Here is a 21,920-nt window from a genome sequence, read left to right as displayed (position 1 = left end):
TGTTCGGCTCGCTTTGGGAAAGGTCACTGTGCGGCGTCCGCGATGCCGGAGCGGGGCGCCGGGGGCCCGGGTTGGTAGCGTCGGCACCCATCGCGCACCGCGCGCCGTACGCCGAACCGAGAGAGAGCAGCCGTGCCCGTCCTCCCCCTCCGCAAGGCCGTGATCCCCGCCGCCGGGCTCGGCTCGCGGCTGCTCCCCCTGACCAAGGCGATCCCGAAAGAGATGCTGCCGGTCGCGGGCCGCCCTGTCATCGAACACACCGTCAGGGAACTTGCGGCTTCCGGCATCACCGACATCACGGTCGTGGTTTCCGCCGGCAAGTCCCTGATCCAGGACCACTTCCGCCCCGACCCCGCGCTGGCCGCCCGGCTGCGCGCGGCCGGGAAGGACGCCCAGGCCGACGCGGTGGAGGAGGTCGCCGAACTGGGCCGCCGGATCACCTACCTCTACCAGGACGGCCCCTACGGCACCGGCACGGCCGTACTCAACGGCGCCCGGGACACCGACGAGCCGGTCCTGGTCCTGTGGCCGGACGACGTGTTCACCGCCGAGGTCCCGCGCGCCCGCCAGCTGGTGGAGGCGTACGGGCGGACCGGCTGCCCGGTGGTCGCCCTGCTGCCGATGGCCCCGGAAGAGGCCTGCGCCTACGGGGTGCCGGTCGTCAAGGAGGACCTCGGCGGCGGCCGGCTGCGCATCACCGGCCTGGTCGAGAAGCCGGAGCCGGCCGCCGCCCCGTCGGCGTACGCGGCGATCGGCGGGTCCGTCATCACGCCCGGGGTCCTCGACGAGGTACGGGAGCTGACCCGGCGCTGGTACGGGCACCGCACCGGCGAGATCTTCCTGACCGACGCCATCAACGCGTACGCGGCCACCCGCCCGCTCTACGGCCAGGTGGTCGAGGGCCGCTGGTACGACACCGGCAACCCCGCCGGCTATCTCACCGCCCAGACCGCCCTCGCCCTCGCGGACCCGGAGCAGGGGGCGATCGTGCGGCGGACGGTCACTGAGGCGGCGGGAGTTGAGCGGCCGTGACGGTCAAGTCGGCGCGCCCCCGGGTCGATTCGACGAGGTCGGCGTTGCGCTGATCCGTCCCCAGCGCCCAATTGACCGCCGCCTCATGGGACTTGCCGAACTGTTCATGGCGGGCGATCAGCCGGGCGACGCGGTCCTTCTCCTCGGGGGCGCAGAACCAGACCTCGTCCAGTTCACGGCGGACCCGGGGCCAGGGGGCGGTGTCGAGGAGGAGGTAATTGCCTTCCGTGACGATCAGTCGGGCTTCGGGGAAGACGGGGAGCGCGCCGGCGAGGGGCTGTTCGAGGCCGCGCTCGAAGCCGGGGGCATAGACGATGCCGTCCTCGCCGGAGCGCAGCCGGTGCAGGAGGGCCGCGTAGCCGGCCGCGTCGAAGGTGTCCGGGGCGCCTTTGCGGTCGCGGCGGCCGAGCCGGTCGAGTTCGGCGTCGGCGAGGTGGAAGCCGTCCATCGGGACGTGCGCGGCGCTCTCCCCGAGGTCGCGGACCAGCCGTTCGGCGAGGGTCGTCTTGCCCGCGCCGGGGCTGCCGGTGATCCCGAGGACGGCCCGGCGTCCTGGGCGGACCAGGGCGGCGGCCCGGTGCAGGAGGTCGTCGTACGTCATGGGCTCCCCGTCGTCGGGCCGGTGGGCGTAGGCGGGCTGGGCCTCGGGCCGTAGGGCAGCCTACTGGGCGAGGAGGGCCGTCTGTTCCCCCAGGAAGCGGGCCAGTTCGCCGGGGGCCGAGTAGAACGGGGAGTGGTCGCAGTCGAGTTCGAGCCGGGTGACGGCGTGCGCGGCGCACTCCCGTTGCGCTTCGGGGCGTACGGTCCGGTCGCGGGCGCACACGACGTAGGCGCTGGGGACCGCGAGCCAGGCCGGGTCGGTGAGGGGTTCGTCCGGTACGCGGCTGCGCATCGGGCGCCAGTGGGCCGCCGCGTGCTCGGCGTGCGGCTGCGGTGTGCCGGAGTACAGCGCTTCCCTGGCGGCGGGCAGCAGGGTCGCCGTACCGTCGTCCGCCTGGTGGACGGCCGCGGGGAAGGCGGGGTCGTTCCAGCGGGGGGTCAGCTGTGCCGGGGACTCGCCGGGGCGGGGCATGCGGGCCGCGATGTACACCAGCCGGTCGGCGGCGTGCCCGCCCGCCGAGACCGGGAGCCCGCCGTAGCTGTGCGCGACCAGCAGCACAGGACCGTGCCAGGCCGCTGCGCGGACGGCTGTACGGACGGCGGCGGTGTCGTCCGCGAAGGAGGTGAGGGGGAGGTCCACGGCGTGGGTGCGGGTGTCCGGGAGCCGGTTCCTGACCTCGTCCCAGCACCAGGCGCCGTGGTGGGCGCCGTGCACGAACAGGATGCCGGGGGGCGGGCTCACCGGGGGTTCCAGGGGTCGGGGGCGACGGGGCGGTTGTTGAGGTCGACGGAGAGGAAGATGTCGTTCGCGACCGGGTTGCGCATCTCCTCGGCGAGCTGGCCGATCAGCCCGGCGGTGCGGGCCAGCAGGGCGAAGCCGCGCAGCAGCGGGATCGGCAGACCGAGGTCGGCGAGGGCGGCTCCGCAGACTCCGGCGCCGTTCAACGGGAGGGTTCTGCCGAGGACTTGGGGGTGGGTGCGGCCGATCGCGGCGAACAGGGCGAGGTGCGGGCCGAACTGTCCTTCCTCCTCGGCGATCTGGATCAGGCGCGGGGTGCGGGGGTCGCCGCCCTTGTGCACGTGGTGGCCGAGGCCGGGCACGAGACGTCCGGCGGCCTTCTGCGCGCGTACGGTGGCCAGGGCCAGCTCGTCCCACTCCGCGTCGGTCCCCGGGAGCGGGCCTTGGTGGTGTGCCAGAACCTCGTGCAGGAAGGTCCCGGTGTCCTCGGTGACGCCGAGGAAGCGCGAGCCGCCGCCCAACAGGCCTGCGGCGAGGGCGCCTTGGACCGAGTCGGGGGCGGAGAGGTAGGTGAGGCGGGTGACGATCGCGGTGGGGGTGAAGCCGTGGTCGGCGAGGGCGGCGAGGACGGCTTCGAAGACGCGGACCTGGCCGGGGGTGGGGCGGCGCTGGGTGGCGAGGCGGTAGGCGAGTTCACCGAAGCCGACGGTGCCCATGATGTCGGCGGCGAGGTCGTCGCCGAGGAGGGTGATGGTGGTGGGGGTGGAGGCGCCTAGGGCGGTGGGGTAGGCGGGGGTGGAGGCGGTGGGGTGGCCGGGGGTCGGCTGCACCGAGGGCTCGCTGGCCATATCGTCCGACTTCATCCCGGGCTGCTGCTCAGTCACGGTCGCCCTCCCCCGTCTCCAGCCACTTCCTCAACTCCGGCCCGTGCTCGTCCAGTTCCGGCGGCGGCAGCTCGTATCTCGCCGGTGTCGCCGAGAAGCCGATCGGATGGCGGGCCATGGGCACCGCCCGCTCCCCCTCCCCCACCTCGACGACCGGGTCGAGCCCGAACCGTTCGGCCATCGCGAAGCCCCCGTCGATGGTGTTGATCGGCGCGGCCGGGACCCCGGCGGCCACCAGCGCCTCGAACCAGTCGGCGGCGCCGCGCGTGGCGAGCCGTTCCACGAGCAGGGGGCGCAGTTCCTCGCGGCGGGCGGTGCGGTCCTGGTTGCGGGCGAAGCGGGGGTCGTCGGCGGTCTCCGGGATGCCGAGGACCTCGCACAGGCGCCGGAACTGGCCGTCGTTGGCGGCGGCGACGATGAGGTCGCGGTCGGCGGTGGGGAACGGCTCGTAGGGGAAGACGCTGGGGTGGGCGTTGCCCATCCGGTAGGGGACGGTGCCGCCGGCGACGTACGCGGAGCTGTGGTTGACCAGGCCCGACAGGGCCGAGGAGAGGAGGTTGACCTCGACGTGCTGGCCCTGGCCGGTGCGGTCGCGGTGGCGCAGGGCGGCGAGGATGCCGATGACCGCGTGGTTGCCCGCCATCACGTCGAAGACGGAGATCCCGGCGCGGAAGGGCTCGCCCTCGGGGTCGCCGGTGAGGCTCATGAGCCCGGAGATCGCCTGGACCATCAGGTCGTAGCCGGGGACGTGGGAGCCCGCGCCGGGGCCGAAGCCGGTGATGGAGGCGTACACGACACCGGGGTTGGCGGCGGTGACGGCGGTGAAGTCGAGGCCGTACTTGGCGAGGGCGCCCGGTTTGAAGTTCTCGATCAGGACGTCGGCCCGGCGGGCGAGTTCGCGGGCCGCGCCGGCGTCCTCGGGGTCGCGCAGGTCGAGCGCGAGGGAGCGCTTGCCCCGGTTGACGCCGAGGTAGTACGTCGAGGTGGTGCCGCGCGTCGGCGGCATCCAGCCGCGCGTCTCGTCCCCGGCGGGCGCCTCGACCTTGACGACCTCGGCGCCGAGGTCGGCCAGCAGCATGGTCGCGTACGGGCCGGCCAGGACCCGGGAGAAGTCGGCGACCAGCAGCCCGGAGAGGGGGCCGCCACCCTGGGCCGACGGTGTCGCCGGCGTCTCCGGTATCTCCGGTGTCTCCATGGAACCATCCCTCCGACCGCACAGCGGACATCTGTCCGCCGACTTCGGATTGTGGCACGCGGGGACCGCCCAGGGCGAGCCCCCTTCACGTCGAGGAGCGAGCCCCCGCCACACAGCGCCGAAGCTCACCCCCCGAAGCCCCCGAAGCCCCCGAACCTCACCCCTGAACCGCCACCACCGCCCGAGGCACCCCCGACAGCCGCGCGAAATCCCCGCTGATCTCCCCCGCCGTCTGCAACAGCAGCGGCAGATGCTCCTCCCGCAGCCGCTCCACGGACGTCTCCGCCGCGTGCGCGTTCACATTGATCGCCGCGACCACCCGCCCCTCCCCGTCCCGCAGCGGCACCGCCACCGAGCGGATGCCGAGCGCCAGATCCTCGTCGGCCAGCGCCCACCCCCGCGCCCGCACCTCGCGCAGCACCCCGTCCCGCTCGTCGACTCCCGGTCTCCACAAGGGAGTCAGCCCGGACCGGGTCGGCTCGGCGAGCGCCCGTTCCAGCCGCTCCGGCTCCAGCGCGGCCAGCAGCACTTTCCCGAGCGAGGTCTGGAGCGCGGGGAAACGCGTGCCGATCTGCACGGAGAGGGTCACGATCTTCGGTACGGCGACCCGGGCGACGTACACGATGTCGGAGCCGTCGAGCTGGGCGACGGAGCAGGACTCGCGGGTGCGGGCGACCAGGCGTTCCATGTGCGGGCGGGCCACGTCCCACAGTCCGAGCGAGCCGACGTAGGCCGTGCCGAGGTCGAGGACGCGCGGGGTGAGGGCGTAGCCGCGCTCGCCGGCGCGGACGTAGCCGAGCTCTTCGAGGGTGAGGAGGATACGGCGGGCGGTGGGGCGGGCGAGGCCGGTCGCCGTCGCGACCTCGGACAGGGACATGTCCGGCCGCCCCGGGGCGAAGGCGGTGATCACCTCCAGCCCGCGGGCCAGCGCTTCGATGAAATCAGGCCCGGTGCCCGTACGCGGCATCTGCTGTGCCTCTCAGGTCGCTCGACTGGGCGTCCAGATTACGCCGCCCACGGAGGGTTGACGGCGGGGGTTTCCCGTATCAGGGTAACGAGAGTGACCGCACAGCGGACACATGTCCGCACACTTGGGACCCCCGAAGGAGAGTCGACGATGACTCAAGCCGCCCCGGCACTCCCCTCCCGTCTGCACCACAACGCCTACGTCACCCGCGACCAGGAGGCGACCCGCGCCTTCTACGAGGACCTCGTCGGCCTGCCGCTGATCGCAACCTGGAAGGAGTCCGACGAGCTGTTCGGCGCGGTCCGCACCTACTGCCACACCTTCTACGGCCTCGGCGACGGCAGCGCGCTGGCCTTCTTCCAGTTCGCCGACCCCGCCGACCAGGAGCGCTTCGGCCCCCGGATGCCGCACTCGCCGTTCCAGCACATCGCGCTGAAGGTCACCGAGGAGGTGCAGGACGCGATCGCCCAGCGCCTGGAGAAGGCGGGCTGGCGCCCGGAGGAGACGTACGTCCTGGAGCACGGCTACTGCCGTTCGCTCTACACCAGCGACCCCAACGGCCTGCTGCTGGAGTTCACCCTGGACGCGCCCGGCATCGAGGAGTCCGACGCGGAGCGCCGCCGCACGGCCCGCGCGGAGCTGGCGTCCTGGCTGGAGGGGGAGCACACCAGCAACAACATCTACCGCTGAGGAGCCAGTGGTCGACGGCTGTTGGATTCCGTCTCAAAACTTGCGCACCAATTCCCCACACCTTCTCTACAGGCTGGGCCCGATGGTCTAGATTGACCGTGCTTCAGGCGTTCGGACCCGAGGCGACCGGTAATGGTCCGTGGGTCCGCCATCAGGTAAAGCCGGGGTGGGGGCCCCGACGGGAGGGGACGGTACGGGAGGCGGGGGCCTCCCGGGGGGGGGGGGGGAGCACAGTGCGAGGCGAACGACAGCGTCGAACCACTGGGAACCTGGGGGGGTTCTGTGCGGCAAGGGGGATTGGTCAGCCCGTTTCCGCCGGCGCGCAGGCGTCCGGCGGGCGGGGACATCGGACAGCCCGCGCTCGACTGGGAACACCGGTACCGCCGTACCGTCATCACCAGCGACACCGTGGCCACCGCCTGTGTGGTGGCGTCGATCGGGAATCTCTTCGGAGCCCGGGACGCGGCCAACTGGCATGAGAAATGGGGGATATTGGCGTTCGGCACCGAGTTACTGGTGCTGGGCTCGCTCGCGGTCAGCCGGTCGTGGACGCCGGCCGTGCTCGGGCAGGGGGCGGAGGAGTTCCGCCGGCTCGGCCGCTCGGTGTTCATGGCGACCGTCGTCCTCGCGCTCGGCGGGATAGCGCTCGCCTCCCGCAACATCAAGCTGTGGATCTTCGTGGCGATCCCGGCGATCCTGCTCACCACCATGACCGCCCGGTACGTGCTGCGGCTGTGGCTGCACAAACAGCGCAAGCAGGGCCGGTGTTTAAGACCAGTGCTCGCCGCCGGGTCCCCGGCCACCATGCGTGATCTCATCGGCCGCACCCGTAAGTTCCCGCATCTGGGCTGGCGGGTGGAGGCGGTGTGCACGACCGACGGGCCCGTGCTCAGCGGTGACCATCTGGACGGGGTGCCAGTCGTCGGCCGGCTCACGGACGTCGCGGGCCATGTGCACCAGGGCGGCTACCGGGTCGTCGCGGTCACCTCGGACCCGCACTGGTCGCCGGACCGGCTCCAGAAGCTGGCCTGGAACCTGGAGGGCAGCGACGCGGAGATGGTCGTGGCGCCCGTGCTGATGGAGGTCGCCGGGCCCCGGCTGCACATCGACGCGGTGCTCGGCATCCCGCTGCTGCGGGTCAGCATGCCGACGTTCACCGGGGGCCGGCGCGCGGTCAAGGGCATCGTCGACAGGGCCGGCGCGGCGCTCCTGCTGGTGCTGTTCGCGCCGCTGATGGCGGTGGTCGCGCTGCTCGTGCTGACGGACAGCCGGGGCGGCGCCTTCTACCGCCAGCGCCGGGTCGGCAAGGACGGCCGCGAGTTCACGATCTGGAAGTTCCGCACCATGGTCGCCGGGGCGCACGGCGCGCGGGCACAGCTGGCCGCGCTCGACGAGGGCGCGGGGCTGCTGTTCAAGGTGCGCCGCGATCCCCGGGTGACCCGGGTGGGCGCGGTCCTGCGCCGGTACTCCGTCGACGAGCTGCCCCAGCTCTTCAACGTGCTCACCGGTTCGATGTCGCTGGTCGGTCCGCGCCCGCCGCTGCCGGAGGAGTCGGCCGCGTACGGCCCGGACATCCGGCGCCGGCTGCTGGTCAAGCCGGGGCTCACCGGCCTGTGGCAGATCAGCGGGCGCAGCGACCTGTCCTGGGAGGAGGCGGTCCGGCTGGATCTGCGGTACGTGGAGGACTGGTCGCTCGCCCTGGACACGGTGATCTTGTGGAAGACGCTGCGTGCGGTGCTGCACGGACAGGGGGCCTACTGATGCGCGGCAACTTCGGGGGGAGGAGCGGGAGATGAGAGTCAGCGTTTTCGGGCTCGGGTACGTGGGCTGTGTGTCGGCCGCATGCCTGGCCGGGATGGGGCACGACGTCGTCGGCGTCGACGTGAACCCGGTGAAGGTCGATCTGGTGAACGGCGGCCGGGCCCCGGTCGTGGAGGAGCGGATCGGCGAGCTGGTCGCCGAGGGCGTGCGCTCGGGGGCGTTGCGCGCCACCGGCGACGTCCGCGAGGCGATCGGGGCGAGCGAGGTGTCGCTGGTCTGCGTGGGCACCCCGTCGGAGCCCAACGGCAGCCTGTGCACCGCCTACTTGGAGCGGGTCACCGAGGAGATCGGGGCGGCGCTCGCCGAGCGGGGCGGGCGGCACACCGTCGTCTTCCGCTCGACGATGCTGCCGGGCACCTGTCTGAACCTGCTGGTGCCGATCCTGGAGAAACACGCCGGGACCGGGGTGGAGATCAAGGTCGCGGTCAACCCGGAGTTCCTGCGCGAGGGCACCAGCGTGCGGGACTTCTTCGACCCGCCGAAGACGGTCATCGGCGAACTCGACCCGGCGGGCGGCGACGTGGTGGCGGCGCTGTACGAGGGGCTGCCCGGCGAGGTGTTCCGGGTGCCGGTGCCGACGGCCGAGGCGGTCAAGTACGCCGACAACGCCTTCCACGGGCTGAAGATCGGCTTCGCGAACGAGCTGGGCGCGGTATACCGGGCCCTCGGCGTCGACTCGCACCAGGTGATGGACGTCTTCCTCGCCGACCGCAAGCTCAACATCAGCCCCGCCTACTTACGTCCCGGCTTCGCGTTCGGCGGCTCCTGCCTGCCCAAGGACCTGCGCAGCCTGGTGCACGCCGCGCACCGCGCCGACGTCTCCGTCCCCATCCTCGCCCACGTCCTGCCCTCCAACTCCGACCACCTCCAGCGGGCGGTGGAGCTGGTCGAGCGGACGGGGAAGCGGCGGGCCGGGCTGTTCGGGCTGTCCTTCAAGCCCGGCACCGACGACCTGCGCGAGAGCCCCCTCGTCGAACTGGCGGAACGGCTCTTCGGCAAGGGCTACGACCTGAAGATCTACGACGCGAACGTCAGCCTGTCCCGGCTGCTGGGCGCGAACCGCGAGTACATCGAGAACCGGCTGCCGCATCTCGCGCAGCTCCTGGCGGACTCCGTGGCCGAGGTCCTGGAGCACGCCGACGTGATCCTGGTCGGCACCCGGGACCCGGACGTCCTCGCGGCGCTCCCGCACGGCGGCGAACCGGTGATCGTCGACCTCGTCCGCCTCCCCGACGCCGAGACGCGCCGGGCCGAACCGGGGTACGTGGGCCTTGCCTGGTGACATCAAGCGCGCGCTGATCCTCGTGGAGAACCTGTCGGTGCCCTTCGACCGGCGGGTGTGGCAGGAGTGCACGACCCTGCGCGACGCGGGCTGGGAGGTGCACGTCATCTGCCCCCGAGGGACCAAGCGGGACACGGAGGCGGAGACCGTGCTGGACGGGGTGCGCCTCCACCGCTACCCGCTGCGCGCGGCGACCGGGGGCCCGGCCGGCTATCTGCGGGAGTACGGGAGCGCGCTGTGGCACACGTTCCGGCTGGCCCGCAAGGTGGGGCCGGTCGATGTCGTGCACGCCTGCAACCCGCCCGACCTGCTGTTCCTGCCCGCGCTGTGGCTGAAGCGGCGCGGCGCGCGGTTCGTGTTCGACCAGCACGACCTGGTGCCGGAGCTGTATCTGTCGCGGTTCGGGCGCGGCAAGGACCTCCTGTACCGGGGGGTGTGCGCGCTGGAGCGGCTGACCTATAGGGCCGCCGATGTCGTGCTCGCCACGAACGAGAGCTACCGGGAGGTCGCGGTGCGCCGGGGCGGCCGGAGTCCGGCGGACGTGTTCGTGGTGCGCAGCGCGCCCGACACCGGCCGCTTCCATCCCGTCCCGGCGGAGCCGGAGTTGAAGCGCGGCAAGCCTCATCTGCTGTGCTATCTCGGGGTGATGGGCCCGCAGGACGGCGTCGACTACGCGCTGCGGGCGCTGGCGAGACTCCGTGACGAGGTCGGGCGCGACGACTGGCACGCGGTGTTCGTGGGCGGCGGTGACACCTTCGACGCGATGGTCGAGCTGTCGCAGCGGCTCGGGCTCAGCGACCAGGTGGAGTTCACCGGCCGGGTCCCGGACGCCGACCTCGCCCGCTACCTGTCCACGGCGGACGTGTGCCTGTCCCCCGACCCGCGCAACCCGCTCAACGACGTCTCCACCATGAACAAGGTCCTGGAGTACATGGTGATGGGCCGCCCGATCGTCTCCTTCGACCTGAAGGAGGCGCGGGTCTCCGCAGGTGAGGCGGCCCTGTACGCCGCCGCGAACGACGAGAGCGAGTTCGCCGGACTGATCGCGCTGCTGCTCGACGACCCCGACCGGCGGGCCCGGATGGGCAAGCTCGGCCAGGAGCGGGTCGGCGGACCGCTGTCCTGGACGAACTCGCAGGCCGCGCTGCTCGCCGCCTACGCCGCCGCCCGCCGCGACCGTGCACCGGGGCGGAGGCCGCGCCATTGAACGACGAGACCATACGCCTGGTCACGGTCGGACGGATCGTCCGTCGCCGCCGGCGGCTGCTCGCCCTCCTGACCGTGCTCGGCGCGCTCGCCGGCTACGGGCTGTCGCTGCTGTTCCCGCCGCAGTACACGGCGTCGGCGCAGGTCCTGCTGCCGGGGGCGTGGGAGCAGCGGGAGCTGCTGACGCAGACGGAGATCGCGACCAGCTCGGTGGTGCTCGACCGCGCGGCCGACGCCCTCAAGTGGGAGGGCGTCGGCGGCAGGCAGTTGCAGACCCAGGTGAGCGCGACGGCCGCCGACGGGAACATCGTCAAGATCTCCGGGACGGCCGGGTCGCCGCAGCGGGCGCAGCGGCTCGCCGACCAGGTGGCCCGGCAGTTCACCGCCTTCGCCGCGCGGCTCGCGGGCGACAGCGGCGACCCTGGGGCGACGGCGGGCCCCGAGGAGCTGCGGCAGCTGATCGTGCGGACGGGCCGGCGCATCACCGAGCTGGCCGACGCCACCGGGCCCGGGCAGAGCGTGGAGAGCGTGCAGACCCGCACCGAGCTGGCGAAGCTGCGCACCGCGCTCCAGGAGGCCGTCAACAAGCTGGACGAGACCGGACCGACCGCCGGCAAGGCGGCCATGGTCGTCATGGGCCCGGCGCCCCGCCCGTCCGGCCAGGCCCCGCCGACCAGGGTTCAGCTCATCGCGGGCGGCGCCTTGTCGTTCTTCCTGCTCGCCGTCGTCGGCCACCTCACGGCCGCCCGGGTGAGCCGCCGGCTGCGCGGCGAGACGGAGATCGCCGCCGCGCTGGGCACGGTGGCGCTGGGCACGCTCGACGTGCCCGCCGGCAAGACCGTACGCCGTCCGGGCGGCCGGCTGCGCCGGCTGGTGGGGGCCGACATCCGCTGGGACGTGCCCGTCCTGGAAGCCGCCGACGAGACGGCCCGGCAGATCCGTTACCGCCGGGTGCGCGCCCGCCTCCGGCATCATCACCGGCTGCTGGTCGTCGTCCCGGCCGGTGACGTCCTCGCCCGCCGGGCCGCCGAGGAGCTGGCCGCCGAGGGGGATCCGCAGCTGCGTCCCGCGGAGGTCGAGCTGGCGCGTCCGACGGTCCCGGACGCCGCCGGCGAGTCCGGCGCCCTGGTCGTCCTCACCCCGGGCGAGTGGACGGCCCCCGAACTCACCGCCCTCGCCGAGGCCTGCGCCGACGCCGGCCACACCCTCGCCGGCGTCGTCCTCACCGCCCCCTCCACCGCCCGCCCGTCCCCGTCCCGCCCCCGGGAGACCGCCTCGGTGGGAGGTTCCGGGTGACGACGAGTACGACACCCCAGTCGTCGCCGCTGCTCGACCTCCAGTCGCTGGTGGTCGCGGTGCGCAGGCGGCGGCGCCTGTGGTGTGCCACGGCGGCGCTGGGGCTGTGCGCGGGCGCGGGGGTGGCCGTCCTGATACCGCCGCCCCCGACGGCGGTGACCAAAGTGCTGGTCGCGCACCAGCAGGACCAGCCGAACGACCCCGGGACCCTGATCCGCACCGACGTCGCGCTGCTCCAGACCACGCGGATCGCCGAACAGGCCCTGAAGTCCCTCAAGTCCCGTGTGAAACCTGAGGACTTCATGCGGGACTACACGGGCGCCGGGCTGACCAACAACCTGCTCCAGATCACCGTGACCGGCGCCGACGACGCCCAGGCGACGGCCCGCGCGCAGGCCCTCGCCGAGGCGTTCGTCGCCGACCACGTGAAGCGCATCCAGGACGCGGCGGACGCCGAGGCCAAGGCGCTGCTCGCCCAGCAGGCCCGGATGCGGGACGAACTCACCCAGGTCAACCGGCAGATCGAGGCCGGCTCCGCGCAAGGCGGCCCGAAAGCGGCCGACTTGGAGTCGCTCTACGCCCGCCGGGCCGATCTCACCGCGCGCGTCACCGACTTCGGCCAGCGCGCGGCGGAGGCCGGCGTCGGCACGCCCCAGCTGATCGCCGGCACCCAGATCGTCGACGCCCCGAGCCCGGTGCGCCGCTCCCTGGCCAAGGCGGCCGTCACCGACGCCGGGATCGGGGCCGTCCTCGGTCTGGTCCTGGGGCTCGCGCTGGCGGCGGTCACCGTGGTCGTCGCCGACCGGCCCGTGCTGCGCCGGGAGATCGCCGCGCACCTCGGCGCCTCGGTCACGGCGGAGCTGCCCCGGCGCGCGCCCCGGCTGTGGCGGCGGCGCCGGGCCAGGGCGGCGCGCGAGCGGCTCACCGCGTCGCTGGCCCGCACCGCGCGCGGGGCGGGCGGTCCGGTGTCGCTGCTGGAGCTGGGCTGCGCGCGCGGTGCGAGCGCGATCGCGCTGGACCTCGCCGGGGCGCTGGCGGCGGACGGCCCGGTGACCGTCGTCGACGCGCTGCCCGGACAGCGGCTCGCGCGGCGGCGGCCCGACATCACCGTGACCGTGTCGGCGGGGCAGCATCAGCTGGGCGTCGGCTCGCTGGCGCCCGGCACCGCGTGGGGCGACCTCAGACAGCTCGGCGCGCGGGCCGTGCTGGTCGTGCGGGCCGGGCACGGCAGCGCCGCCTGGCTGCACACCGTGGCGCGGCACCTCGCCGAGGAGCGGATCGAGGTGGCCGGGGTGGTCCTGATCGACCCCGATCCGCGCGACCGGACCGACGGCACGCTGTGGGACCCGCGTGAGCTCGGCGAACGGCCCGTCCGGCACAACGGGGCCGGCCGGCCGCCGCTGTGGGCGGCGCGGGTACCGGACAGCGACCAGGAGGCTCGGTAGCACATGTGCGGCATCGCAGGCACGTACCTATGGCCGGACGGGAAGGCCGTGACGGACCGGCTCACCGGTGTCCTCGCCCACCGCGGTCCGGACGGGTCGGGCCGCTACGGCCACCCCGCCGGGGCCGGCGAGGTGCAGCTCGGGCACCGCAGGCTGGCCATCGTCGACCTGTCGGAGACCGGCGCCCAGCCGATGGTCTCCGGCGGGCTCGCCCTCACCTACAACGGCGAGCTGTACAACGCCCCCGAGCTGCGGGCCGAGCTGGCGGCGGCCGGGGCGCGCTTTCGGGGGACGTCGGACACGGAGGTGCTGCTGGAGGCGTGGCGGCGCTGGGGCACGGACTGTCTGCCCCGGCTGCGCGGCATGTTCGCGTTCGGGATCTTCGACGAGCGCACCGGTGAACTGGTGCTCGCCCGCGACCAGTTGGGCGTCAAGCCGCTGTTCTTCCTCCAGCGCGGCGGGGGCGTGGTGTTCGCGTCCGAGCTGAAGGCGCTGGCCGCGGTGGGTTCCCTGGAGGTGGACCACGCGGCGCTGGTGGCGTCGCTGCTGTACTACTGGGTGCCGGACTCGCGGTGCGCGTACCGGGGGGCGCGGAAGCTGCCGCCGGGGAGCTGGCTGCGGCTGCGGCCGGACGGGAGCGTGCGGCGGGGCACCTACTGGAACCTCAAGGAGGTCGCCGCCGAGGCCCGGCACTGCGCGCCCCCGGACCTCGCGGCCGTCATCGAGGACTCGACCCGCCGCCACCTCCTCTCCGACGTCCCCGTCGCGACGTTCCTCTCCGGCGGCCTCGACTCCAGCTATCTGACCGCGCTGGCGGCCCGCGACCGGCCCGGGATCTCCGCCTACACGATCGGATTCCGCGCGGAGGACGCCCGGTTCGAGGCGATGCCGGACGACCTGCGCTACGCCCGGCAGGTCGCCGCCCGGTTCGGCGTCGACCTCAAAGAGATCGAGATCGCGCCGGACATCCTCGACCTGCTGCCGAGGATGACGTACCACCTGGACGAGCCCATCGGCGACCCGGCCGCGATCAACACGTTCCTCATCTGCTCGGCCGCCCGCGAGGCCGGGGTGAAGGTGATGCTCTCGGGGATGGGGGCCGACGAGCTGTTCGCCGGCTACCGCAAGCACTTCGCGAACCTCCTCGCGCTGCGCTACCAGCGCGTGCCGCGCCCGCTGCGGCGCGGTCTGTCGGGGGCGGTGGACCGGCTGCCGGTCGCGACGGCCCGCCGCGGCTACCGCTCGGTGCGCTTCGCGAAACGCTTCCTCTCCTTCGCCGACCTCCCCGAGGAGACCGCGTTCCGCCGCAGCTACACCCTCTACGACCGGGCCGAACTGCTCGGCCTGATCAGCCCGGACCTCGCCGGGACGGTCGACGACGTGCTGGGCGAGCACGCGGACGTCTACCAGGACAACGGCCTCGACGACTTCGTCAACCGCATGTGCCTGGCCGACGCCCGGATGTTCCTGCCGGGTCTCAACCTCGCGTACACCGACCGCTCCAGCATGGCCGCGTCGACCGAGGTGCGGGTGCCGTACGTGGACGTCGAGGTGGTCAAGGCGGCGTTCGCGGTGCCCGGGGACCGCAAGATCGTGGGGCGGCAGGGCAAGGCCGTCCTGAAAGAGGCTGCCTGCTCGGTGCTGCCCCGGGAGATCGTGTACCGGCCGAAGGGGTTGTTCAGCGCGCCGTTGCGGGCCTGGATGAGCCGGGATCTGGCGCCGCTGGTGCGCGAGGTGGTGCACGACGGGGTGCTGGTGCGGTCCGGGTTCCTGCGCCGGGAGGCGCTGGCGCGGCTGGTCGCGGAGGACGCGGCCGGGCAGAAGGACTACTCCAAGCACCTGTGGCACGTGCTGACCCTGGAGCACTGGTACCGCGCCGCGACCGAACCTCCGGCCGCGTGAAGACGCCCCGCGTCAAGACACACAGACCGCCTACAGAACAGGACGGCTTCGGGTGAAACAAGTGGTGCAGAACTACAAGAGCGGCGAGCTGGCGGTGCTCGACGTGCCGGTGCCGGGCTGCAAGCCGGGCGGTGTCCTGGTCCGCACCGCCTACTCGCTGATCTCCACCGGCACCGAGCTGATGAAGGTCTCCGAGGCCGGCATGTCGATGCTGGGCAAGGCCCGCTCGCGCCCCGACCAGGTCGCCAAGGTCGTCCAGAGCGTCGCGGCGAACGGTGTGCCGGCGACCTACCGCAAGGTGATGGGCAAGCTGGACTCCTATACGCCGCTGGGCTATTCGCTGTGCGGGGTGGTCGAGCAGGTCGGCGCGGGGATCGACGACGTGAAGGCGGGCGACCTCGTGGCCTGCGCCGGCAACGAGCACGCGCTGCACGCCGAGCTGAACTGGGTGCCGAAGAACCTCTACGCCCCGGTCCCCGACGGCCTCGCCGCGCGGCACGCGGCGTTCGGGACCGTCGGTTCGATCGCCCTGCAAGGGGTGCGCCGGGGTGAACCGCAGCTCGGGGACGTGGCGTTGGTGATCGGCCTCGGGCTGATCGGCCAGCTGGTGGTGCAGCTGCTGACCGCCTCGGGGGTGCGTGTCGTCGGCGCCGACCCCGACCCGGCGCGCTGCGGACTCGCCGCCCGGCTGGGCGCGGTGGCCTGCGGCGACCCGTCGTCGGCGGCCGTGGGGACGGCGGTGGCCGAGCTGACCGGCGGGCACGGTGTGGACCAGGTGTATCTGGCGGCCGGCGGGAGCAGCAACGAGCCCGTGGAGCTGGCCGCCCGGCTCGCGCGGGACCGGGGCCGGGTCGTCGACATCGGCAAGTGCCGCCTGGACCTGCCGTGGAACGCCTACTACGAGAAGGAGCTGGACGTCCGCTTCTCCCGCAGCTACGGCCCCGGGCGCTACGACCCCGAGTACGAGCTGGAGGGCCGGGACTATCCGGTCGGGTACGTCCGCTGGACCGAGCGCCGCAATCTGGCGTGTTTCCTGGATCTGCTCGCCCGGGGCCGGGTGGACGTGGAGCCGCTGGTCTCGCACATCGCCGGCTTCGACGACGCGGTCGAGACGTACCGGCGCCTGAAGGAAGGCGAGTTGAAGGCCGTCGCCGTGCTGTTCCGCTACCCCGGGCAGGCGGTGGCGCCGCAGCCCGTGACGGTGACCGTGCCCAGGGCCGGCGGCAAGAAGGCCCGGCCGGCCGGGGCTCCGGTGCGGCTCGCGTTCGTCGGTGCCGGGAACTACGCGACGTCGATGCTGTTGCCGCACCTGACCGGCCGTGAGGGTGTCGAGCTGTCGACGGTCGTCACCACCACCGCGCTGTCCGGGGCCAACGCGCGGCGCAAGTTCGGCTTCGCCGCGGCGACCACCGACCTGGACGCGGTGCTGGGCGACAGGTCCGTGGACGCGGTGTTCGTCGTCACCCGGCACAGCTCGCACGCCGAGCTGACCCGCCGGGCGCTGCTGGCCGGCAAGGCGGTGTTCGTCGAGAAGCCGCTCGCGCTCACCGAGGAGGAGCTGGCGGGGGTGCTCGCGGCGGTCGAGGAGTCCGGCAACGACCGGTTGCAGGTCGGTTTCAACCGGCGGTTCGCGCCGCTGCTGCGCGAGGCGAAGGCGCGGTTCGGCGCCCGCTCGGGCCCGGCGAGCCTGCGCTATCTGGTCAACGCGGGCCGCCTGGACCACGGCAGCTGGTACCTCCGGCAGGCTTCCGAGGGTTCGCGGTTCACGGGTGAGGGCGGGCACTTCGTCGACACGGCGAGCTGGCTGCTGGGCGCCGACCCGGTCTCGGTGCACGCGACGACGACACCGGGCGGCGACGACCTCCAGGTCGTCCTGCGCTACCCGGACGGCTCGACCGCCGCCCTCAGCTATGTCACCACCGGCCCGTCCGGGTTCCCCAAGGAGACCCTGGACCTGATCGCGGACGGCCGCGCGCTGCGGCTCGACGACTTCGTGCGCGCCTCGGTGCACGACCGCAAGCGGTGGGTGAGTTCACGGCTGCCGAAGGCCCGGGACAAGGGCCAGTCCGCCCAACTGGCCGCGTTCGTCAAGGCCGTTCGCGGCGGCGGCCCGATGCCGATACCGCTGGAGTCGCTGGCCGCGACCACGGCCGCGACCCTCGCCGTGCCGGCCGCGCTGGCGAGCGGCGCGCCGGTGACGCTGGCGGCGGCCCGATGACGATGGGCGCGGGCTGGTACCTGCGCCGGCTGTCGCGGATGGGCCCCCAGGAGGCCGGGGGCCGGGCGGCGGACGCGGTGCGCAGGCGGCGGTGGCGCTCCGCGCGGGCGGACGCCCCCGTCGTGACCGGCGCCCGCTTCACCGCCGTACTGCCCCCGGGGACGCTCGCGTCGGCGGCGCCGGACGCCGTGAAGCGGCTGCTCGCCGAGGCGGACCGGCTGATGGCGGGGCACGCCGAGTACTTCGGGGTGGTCCGCGACGACCTGACCGACCCGGACTGGTGGTACGACCCGAAGACCGGGCGCCGGGCGCCCTGGGGGTACGCCTTCGACGTGCCGTACCGCGACGAGGACACGGTCGGGGACGTCAAGCAGATCTGGGAGCTGTCGCGGCACCAGTACCTGACCGTGCTCGCCGCCGCCTACGCGGTCACCGGGGACGAGCGGTACGCGGAGCGGGTCGCGGCGCACCTGCGGTCGTGGTGGGCGGCGAACGCGCCGCTGCGCGGGGTGCACTGGACCAGCGGGATCGAGCTGGGTGTCCGGCTGCTGTCGTGGGTGTGGGTGCGCCGGCTCCTCGACGGCTGGCCGGGCGCGCCCGCCCTGTTCGAGGGCAACCCGGTGGCGCTGGGCCAGATCTGGCACCACCAGCGCTGGCTGGCCGCGTTCCCCAGCCGGGGTTCGTCGGCGAACAACCATGTGATCGCCGAGGCCGCCGGGCAGTTCGCCGCGTCCTGCGCGTTCGGCTGGTTCCCGGCGTCCGCCCGCTGGCGCGCCGACGCCCTGCGCTCCCTGGACCATCACCTGCGCGCCAACACCTTCCTGTCCGGCCTCAACCGCGAACTGGCCACGGAGTACCACGGGTTGGTCCTGGAACTCGGCCTGGCCGCCGTCGCCGAGGCGGACCTCGCGGGCGTCGAGGTCCCCGCCCCGGTCCGGCTGGTCCTGCTGCGGATGACGGACGCGCTCGCGGCCGTCGTCGACACCCGCCTGCGCCCGCCCCGCCAGGGCGACGCGGACGACGGGTACGGGCTGGTCGTCGACGGCGACGGCACCGACCGCTGGGGCTCGCTGCTGGCCACCGGGGACGCGGTGTTCGGCCGGCTCGGCTGGTGGCCGGAGGTCACCGGCACGGACGTGCGCACGCCCCTGCTGGCCGCGCTGATCAAGCCGTACGCGGCGAGGAGCCGTCCGGCGACCAGGCCGGGGCACTTCGCCGACGCGGGGCTGACGGTCCTGCGCGGCCCCGGCGGGATCTGGTGCCGGTGCGACGGCGGGCCGCACGGGTTCCTGTCCATCGCGGCGCACGCGCACGCGGACGCGCTGTCGGTGGAGGTGCGCCGCGACGGGGTCGACGTGCTCGCCGACCCGGGGACGTTCTGCTACCACGGGCAGCCGGCCTGGCGGCGCTACTTCCGCTCGACGCTCGCGCACAACACGCTCGAACTGGACGGCGCCGACCAGTCGGTGTCCGGCGGCCCGTTCCTGTGGACGCGGCACGCCCGCAGCCGGGTCCTGGAGGCGGGTCCGAACCGCTGGAGCGCCGAGCACGACGGTTACCGGCCCTTCACGCACCGGCGCCGAGTGGAGCTGGCGGGCGAGGAGTTGAGGATCGTCGACGAGGTGCGCGGGCCGCGCCGGGCCGGCGTCCGCATGGCGTTCCACCTCGGGCCCGAGGTCCGTGTCGAACTGGCCGGGAACCGGGCCGAGCTGGCCTGGGCGCAGGGGCGTTCGGCGGTGCTCGAACTGCCGGGCGGGCTCGGGTGGCGGGCGCACCGGGGGGAGAGCGATCCGCCGCTGGGGTGGTACTCCGCCGGGTTCGGGCGGAAGGTGCCCGCGACCGTGCTGGTCGGCAGCGGATTCACGGACGGGGTACGGGAGTTCACGACCGTCCTCAGGTTCCAGGGCTAGGGGGGCCGGATGAAGGCATGGGCGGCGGTCGCGTCGGCGCTCGTTCTGCTGGCGGTGGCCGGCTGCGACAGCGGTGGCGGTACGCCGGGCGCGCGGACGCAGCCGTCGTCCGGCGCGCCCGCCACGGCCGTCGCCCGGGTCTGCGACCGGCCCTCGGGCGGGCCGAAGACGGCGCCGGAAGGGGCGGTGGCCGTCGATCCGGCCGTGTCCGGCGATCTGGCGGCGAAGACGAAGGACAGCCCGCCGGGCACCACGTTCTGGCTGCGTCCGGGCACGCACACCCTCGAGGCGGACCGCTACGCCCAGGTCGTCCCGAAGGACGGGGACGTGTACGTCGGCGCGCCGGGCGCGGTGCTGGACGGGCGGAAGGTCAACCAGTACGCGTTCGGCGGGAGCGCCCGTGACGTCACCGTCCGCTCGCTGACCGTGCAGGGGTTCGTCGCGCCGCACGACGAAGGGGTCGTGAACCACGACTCCGCCGACGGATGGGTGATCGAGCACACGACGATCCAGAACAACTCCGGCGCCGGGCTGATGGCGGGCGTGCGCCAGCAGGTCCGCGCCAACTGCCTGCGCGCCAACGGCCAGTACGGCATGAACGCGTACAAGTCGGGGGCCAAGATCACGGGGCTGGTGGTCGAGGGCAACGAGATCACCGGGAACAACACCGGGGACTGGGAGCGGCGGCAGCCGGGGTGCGGCTGCACCGGGGGGATCAAGTTCTGGGCGGTGGACGGGGCCGACGTGCGCGGGAACTGGGTGCACGGCAACAAGGGCACCGGGCTGTGGGCGGACACCAACAACAACGACTTCCTCATCGAGAACAACGTGATCGAGTCCAACGACGGGGCCGCGCTGATCTACGAGACCAGCTACAACGCGGTGATCCGGGGGAACACGATCCGGCGCAACAACTGGGTGGAGGGCAGGAAGGCCGCCGAGCAGGGCGACTCCTTCCCGTTCGCGACCGTCTACATCTCCGAGTCCGGCGGCGAACCGCGCGTCAAGGCCCGCACGGACAAGCTGGAGATCTCCCGCAACACCCTGGAGGACAACTGGTCGGGCATCACCCTGTGGGAGAACGCCGACCGCTTCTGCAACAGCCCCGCCAACACCTCCTCCGGGGACTGCACGCTGCTGGTGAAGGACACCGCCCGCTGCGCCCAGCCGGGGATCGCCAAGGCGCCGCTGTACTCCGACTGCCGCTGGAAGACACAGCGCGTCGACATCCACGGCAACCGTTTCCTGCTGGACAAGTCGGTGGTCGGCTGCGCCGCGAAGTGCGACCGGATGGCGGTGCTCTCCAACTACGGGACGTACCCGGACTGGTCGCCGTACAAGGGGGAGGCGGTCGCGCAGGCGATCACCACCGGGCAGGGCAACCGGTGGTACGACAACACGTACGTCGGGCCGTGGACGTTCGTCGCGCACGACCAGGGCCGGGTGCTGGACGCCGGGCAGTGGCGGGGGGCGCCGTACCGGCAGGACGCGGGGAGCGGATTCCGGGCGGGGGGCGGGAGTTGACGCACACTCAGGCCGGCCCGGACGTGCTTACCGGGGCGGGTGAGCGGCACGCGCCCAGGCTCGTGGGCGCCGTCTGGGCCCTGCTCGTCCTCAACACCCTCGGCTCGGCGGGCGCGAAGACCATCGTCCCGCTGCCGCGCTCCCTCATCCAGATGGTCACGATGGGCTCGCTGGCCGCCGCGTTCGCGCTGGCGCTGCTGCTCAATCCGCGGCTGCGGGTGCGGACGAGCGCCTATCTGTTCCTGCTGACGCTGCTGCTGGTGGCGAGCGTGATCTCCAGCGCGCATCTGGAGTCGGGGTTCGGGGCGCTGTTCCGGTGCGCGCGGCTGGCGCTGTTCGTCGGCACGCTGTGGCTGCTGAGCCGCTGGTGGGACGGTGACATGACGTTCGTGCGGCTGCACATCCGGATGTACTTCGCGGTGCTGCTGTCGGTGGCGGCGGGCCTGCTCGTCTCGCCGGGCGCGGCGCTGCCGGATCTGTACGGGGGGCGGCTGGTCGGCGCGCTGTGGCCGCTGACGCCGCCGCAGATCGGGCAGTACGCGGCCGTCATCATCGGGCTCGCCGTGCTGCTCCTGCTCGGGGGCCGCACCGACCGCAAAAGCGCCGCGCTCGTCGTCGTGCCGTCGCTGGTCCTGCTCGCGCTGACGCACACCCGGACGGCCACGCTGGGGCTGCTCGCGGGGCTGGTGCTGGCGATCGGTTCGCTGCTGCTGACGAGCGCCGCCGCCCGGCGGTTCTTCTCGTGGGCGGTGCTGTGCGCGGGCGTGGCGGCGGTGGGGTTCGGGTCGCTGCTCCAGGCGTGGTTCCTGCGCGGGCAGAGCGAGGAGAACTTCAGCAGTCTCACCGGGCGGGCGAAGGTGTGGGACGCGCTGCTCGCGGCGCCCTGCACGCCCTTGGAGTACCTGTTCGGGGTGGGCCTGGGCGACAAGTCGTTCGGGGGGCTGCCGATCGACAACAGCTGGCTGGCCGTCTTCAACGAGCAGGGGCTGACCGGCGTGGTCCTGGTGGCGGGGTTCATGGCCGTGCTCGCCGGGGTCGCGCTGCTGCGTCCGCCGTCGCTGGCGCGGGCCTGCGCGGTGTTCCTCGTCGGGTACTGCGCGATCGCGTCGTACACGGAGGCGGGGCTCGGTGACGCCTCGCCGTATCTGCTGCATCTGACCGTGGCCGCGTCGCTGCTGGCGGCGCCCGTCGATCCGGAGGTGGGGTGAG

Annotated in this window: 17 protein-coding genes; 12 read left to right on the top strand and 5 right to left on the bottom strand. The window is 73.4% G+C overall.

Features of this window, described 5'->3' with window-relative positions; translation table 11 throughout:
- Positions 1-132 precede the first annotated feature (132 nt).
- A complete protein-coding gene (locus tag ACYUD3_RS20900; RefSeq protein WP_470972049.1) occupies positions 133-1,032 on the top strand; it encodes a UTP--glucose-1-phosphate uridylyltransferase in 900 nt (299 codons plus the stop codon).
- On the opposite strand, the gene ACYUD3_RS20895 is transcribed toward ACYUD3_RS20900, so the two are convergent.
- The 5 genes from ACYUD3_RS20895 to ACYUD3_RS20875 form a co-directional block, all read right to left on the bottom strand.
- Positions 1,001-1,633, bottom strand: a complete 633-nt coding sequence (locus ACYUD3_RS20895) for a nucleoside/nucleotide kinase family protein (protein WP_470972047.1) — start codon at positions 1,631-1,633, stop codon at positions 1,001-1,003. The genes ACYUD3_RS20900 and ACYUD3_RS20895 overlap by 32 nt on opposite strands.
- Positions 1,634-1,693: 60 nt before the next feature.
- Positions 1,694-2,374: an alpha/beta fold hydrolase gene (locus tag ACYUD3_RS20890; RefSeq protein WP_470972045.1), complete on the bottom strand. Its 681-nt coding sequence runs from the start codon at positions 2,372-2,374 to the stop codon at positions 1,694-1,696.
- Positions 2,371-3,219, bottom strand: a complete 849-nt coding sequence (locus tag ACYUD3_RS20885) for a citryl-CoA lyase (RefSeq protein ID WP_470972513.1) — start codon at positions 3,217-3,219, stop codon at positions 2,371-2,373. The genes ACYUD3_RS20890 and ACYUD3_RS20885 overlap by 4 nt, the downstream gene beginning before the upstream one ends.
- A 28-nt stretch (positions 3,220-3,247) precedes the next feature.
- Entirely contained in the window at positions 3,248-4,450 is a 1,203-nt protein-coding gene (locus tag ACYUD3_RS20880; protein ID WP_470972043.1) for a CaiB/BaiF CoA transferase family protein, read from the bottom strand.
- A 157-nt stretch (positions 4,451-4,607) separates the two neighbouring features.
- Positions 4,608-5,417, bottom strand: a complete 810-nt coding sequence (locus ACYUD3_RS20875; RefSeq protein ID WP_470972041.1) for an IclR family transcriptional regulator domain-containing protein — start codon at positions 5,415-5,417, stop codon at positions 4,608-4,610.
- 150 nt (positions 5,418-5,567) lie between these two features.
- On the opposite strand from ACYUD3_RS20875, the gene ACYUD3_RS20870 reads away from it, so the two are divergent.
- The 11 genes from ACYUD3_RS20870 to ACYUD3_RS20820 all read left to right on the top strand — a co-directional run bounded on the left by ACYUD3_RS20870 (position 5,568) and on the right by ACYUD3_RS20820 (position 21,919).
- Complete coding sequence (locus tag ACYUD3_RS20870; protein WP_470972039.1) at positions 5,568-6,107, top strand: VOC family protein; 540 nt, start codon at positions 5,568-5,570, stop codon at positions 6,105-6,107.
- A 282-nt stretch (positions 6,108-6,389) separates the two neighbouring features.
- A complete protein-coding gene (locus ACYUD3_RS20865) occupies positions 6,390-7,868 on the top strand; it encodes a sugar transferase (RefSeq protein WP_470972037.1) in 1,479 nt (492 codons plus the stop codon).
- A 31-nt stretch (positions 7,869-7,899) separates the two neighbouring features.
- On the top strand, positions 7,900-9,210 hold the full coding sequence (locus tag ACYUD3_RS20860) for a nucleotide sugar dehydrogenase (protein WP_470972035.1): 1,311 nt from the start codon (positions 7,900-7,902) through the stop codon (positions 9,208-9,210).
- Positions 9,200-10,417, top strand: coding sequence for a glycosyltransferase family 4 protein (locus tag ACYUD3_RS20855; RefSeq protein ID WP_470972033.1), 1,218 nt, complete (start codon positions 9,200-9,202; stop codon positions 10,415-10,417). The genes ACYUD3_RS20860 and ACYUD3_RS20855 overlap by 11 nt, the downstream gene beginning before the upstream one ends.
- Complete coding sequence (locus tag ACYUD3_RS20850) at positions 10,414-11,712, top strand: Wzz/FepE/Etk N-terminal domain-containing protein (RefSeq protein WP_470972031.1); 1,299 nt, start codon at positions 10,414-10,416, stop codon at positions 11,710-11,712. The genes ACYUD3_RS20855 and ACYUD3_RS20850 overlap by 4 nt, the downstream gene beginning before the upstream one ends.
- A complete protein-coding gene (locus ACYUD3_RS20845) occupies positions 11,709-13,157 on the top strand; it encodes a Wzz/FepE/Etk N-terminal domain-containing protein (protein ID WP_470972029.1) in 1,449 nt (482 codons plus the stop codon). The genes ACYUD3_RS20850 and ACYUD3_RS20845 overlap by 4 nt, the downstream gene beginning before the upstream one ends.
- Positions 13,158-13,160: 3 nt before the next feature.
- Complete coding sequence (asnB, locus tag ACYUD3_RS20840) at positions 13,161-15,059, top strand: asparagine synthase (glutamine-hydrolyzing) (protein ID WP_470972027.1); 1,899 nt, start codon at positions 13,161-13,163, stop codon at positions 15,057-15,059.
- Between the two features lie 52 nt (positions 15,060-15,111).
- Complete coding sequence (locus ACYUD3_RS20835; RefSeq protein WP_470972025.1) at positions 15,112-17,277, top strand: bi-domain-containing oxidoreductase; 2,166 nt, start codon at positions 15,112-15,114, stop codon at positions 17,275-17,277.
- Entirely contained in the window at positions 17,274-19,187 is a 1,914-nt protein-coding gene (locus ACYUD3_RS20830) for a heparinase II/III family protein (protein ID WP_470972023.1), read from the top strand. Before ACYUD3_RS20835 ends, ACYUD3_RS20830 begins: the two co-directional genes overlap by 4 nt.
- A gap of 9 nt (positions 19,188-19,196) precedes the next feature.
- Positions 19,197-20,711 (top strand): right-handed parallel beta-helix repeat-containing protein, encoded by a 1,515-nt coding sequence (locus ACYUD3_RS20825; protein WP_470972021.1) that lies wholly within the window; start codon positions 19,197-19,199, stop codon positions 20,709-20,711.
- 23 nt (positions 20,712-20,734) lie between these two features.
- The gene (locus tag ACYUD3_RS20820; protein WP_470972511.1) at positions 20,735-21,919 is read left to right on the top strand and encodes an O-antigen ligase domain-containing protein; all 1,185 of its coding nucleotides are present in this window, start codon (positions 20,735-20,737) and stop codon (positions 21,917-21,919) included.
- Position 21,920: the final 1 nt, after the last annotated feature.

This window comes from Streptomyces sp. AMJ-169, assembly GCF_055597585.1.
The sequence above is the reverse complement of the archived record's forward strand: the minus strand, read 5'-3'. Positions and strand labels throughout refer to the sequence as shown.

Coding starts and splice junctions, on each gene's coding strand:
- ACYUD3_RS20895 (WP_470972047.1), bottom strand. CDS start 1,633: ATGACGTACGACGACCTCCTGCACCGGGCCGCCGCCCTGGTCCGCCCA.
- ACYUD3_RS20885 (WP_470972513.1), bottom strand. CDS start 3,219: ATGGCCAGCGAGCCCTCGGTGCAGCCGACCCCCGGCCACCCCACCGCC.
- ACYUD3_RS20880 (WP_470972043.1), bottom strand. CDS start 4,450: ATGGAGACACCGGAGATACCGGAGACGCCGGCGACACCGTCGGCCCAG.
- ACYUD3_RS20875 (WP_470972041.1), bottom strand. CDS start 5,417: ATGCCGCGTACGGGCACCGGGCCTGATTTCATCGAAGCGCTGGCCCGC.
- ACYUD3_RS20870 (WP_470972039.1), top strand. CDS start 5,568: ATGACTCAAGCCGCCCCGGCACTCCCCTCCCGTCTGCACCACAACGCC.
- ACYUD3_RS20860 (WP_470972035.1), top strand. CDS start 7,900: ATGAGAGTCAGCGTTTTCGGGCTCGGGTACGTGGGCTGTGTGTCGGCC.
- asnB (WP_470972027.1), top strand. CDS start 13,161: ATGTGCGGCATCGCAGGCACGTACCTATGGCCGGACGGGAAGGCCGTG.
- ACYUD3_RS20830 (WP_470972023.1), top strand. CDS start 17,274: ATGACGATGGGCGCGGGCTGGTACCTGCGCCGGCTGTCGCGGATGGGC.
- ACYUD3_RS20825 (WP_470972021.1), top strand. CDS start 19,197: ATGAAGGCATGGGCGGCGGTCGCGTCGGCGCTCGTTCTGCTGGCGGTG.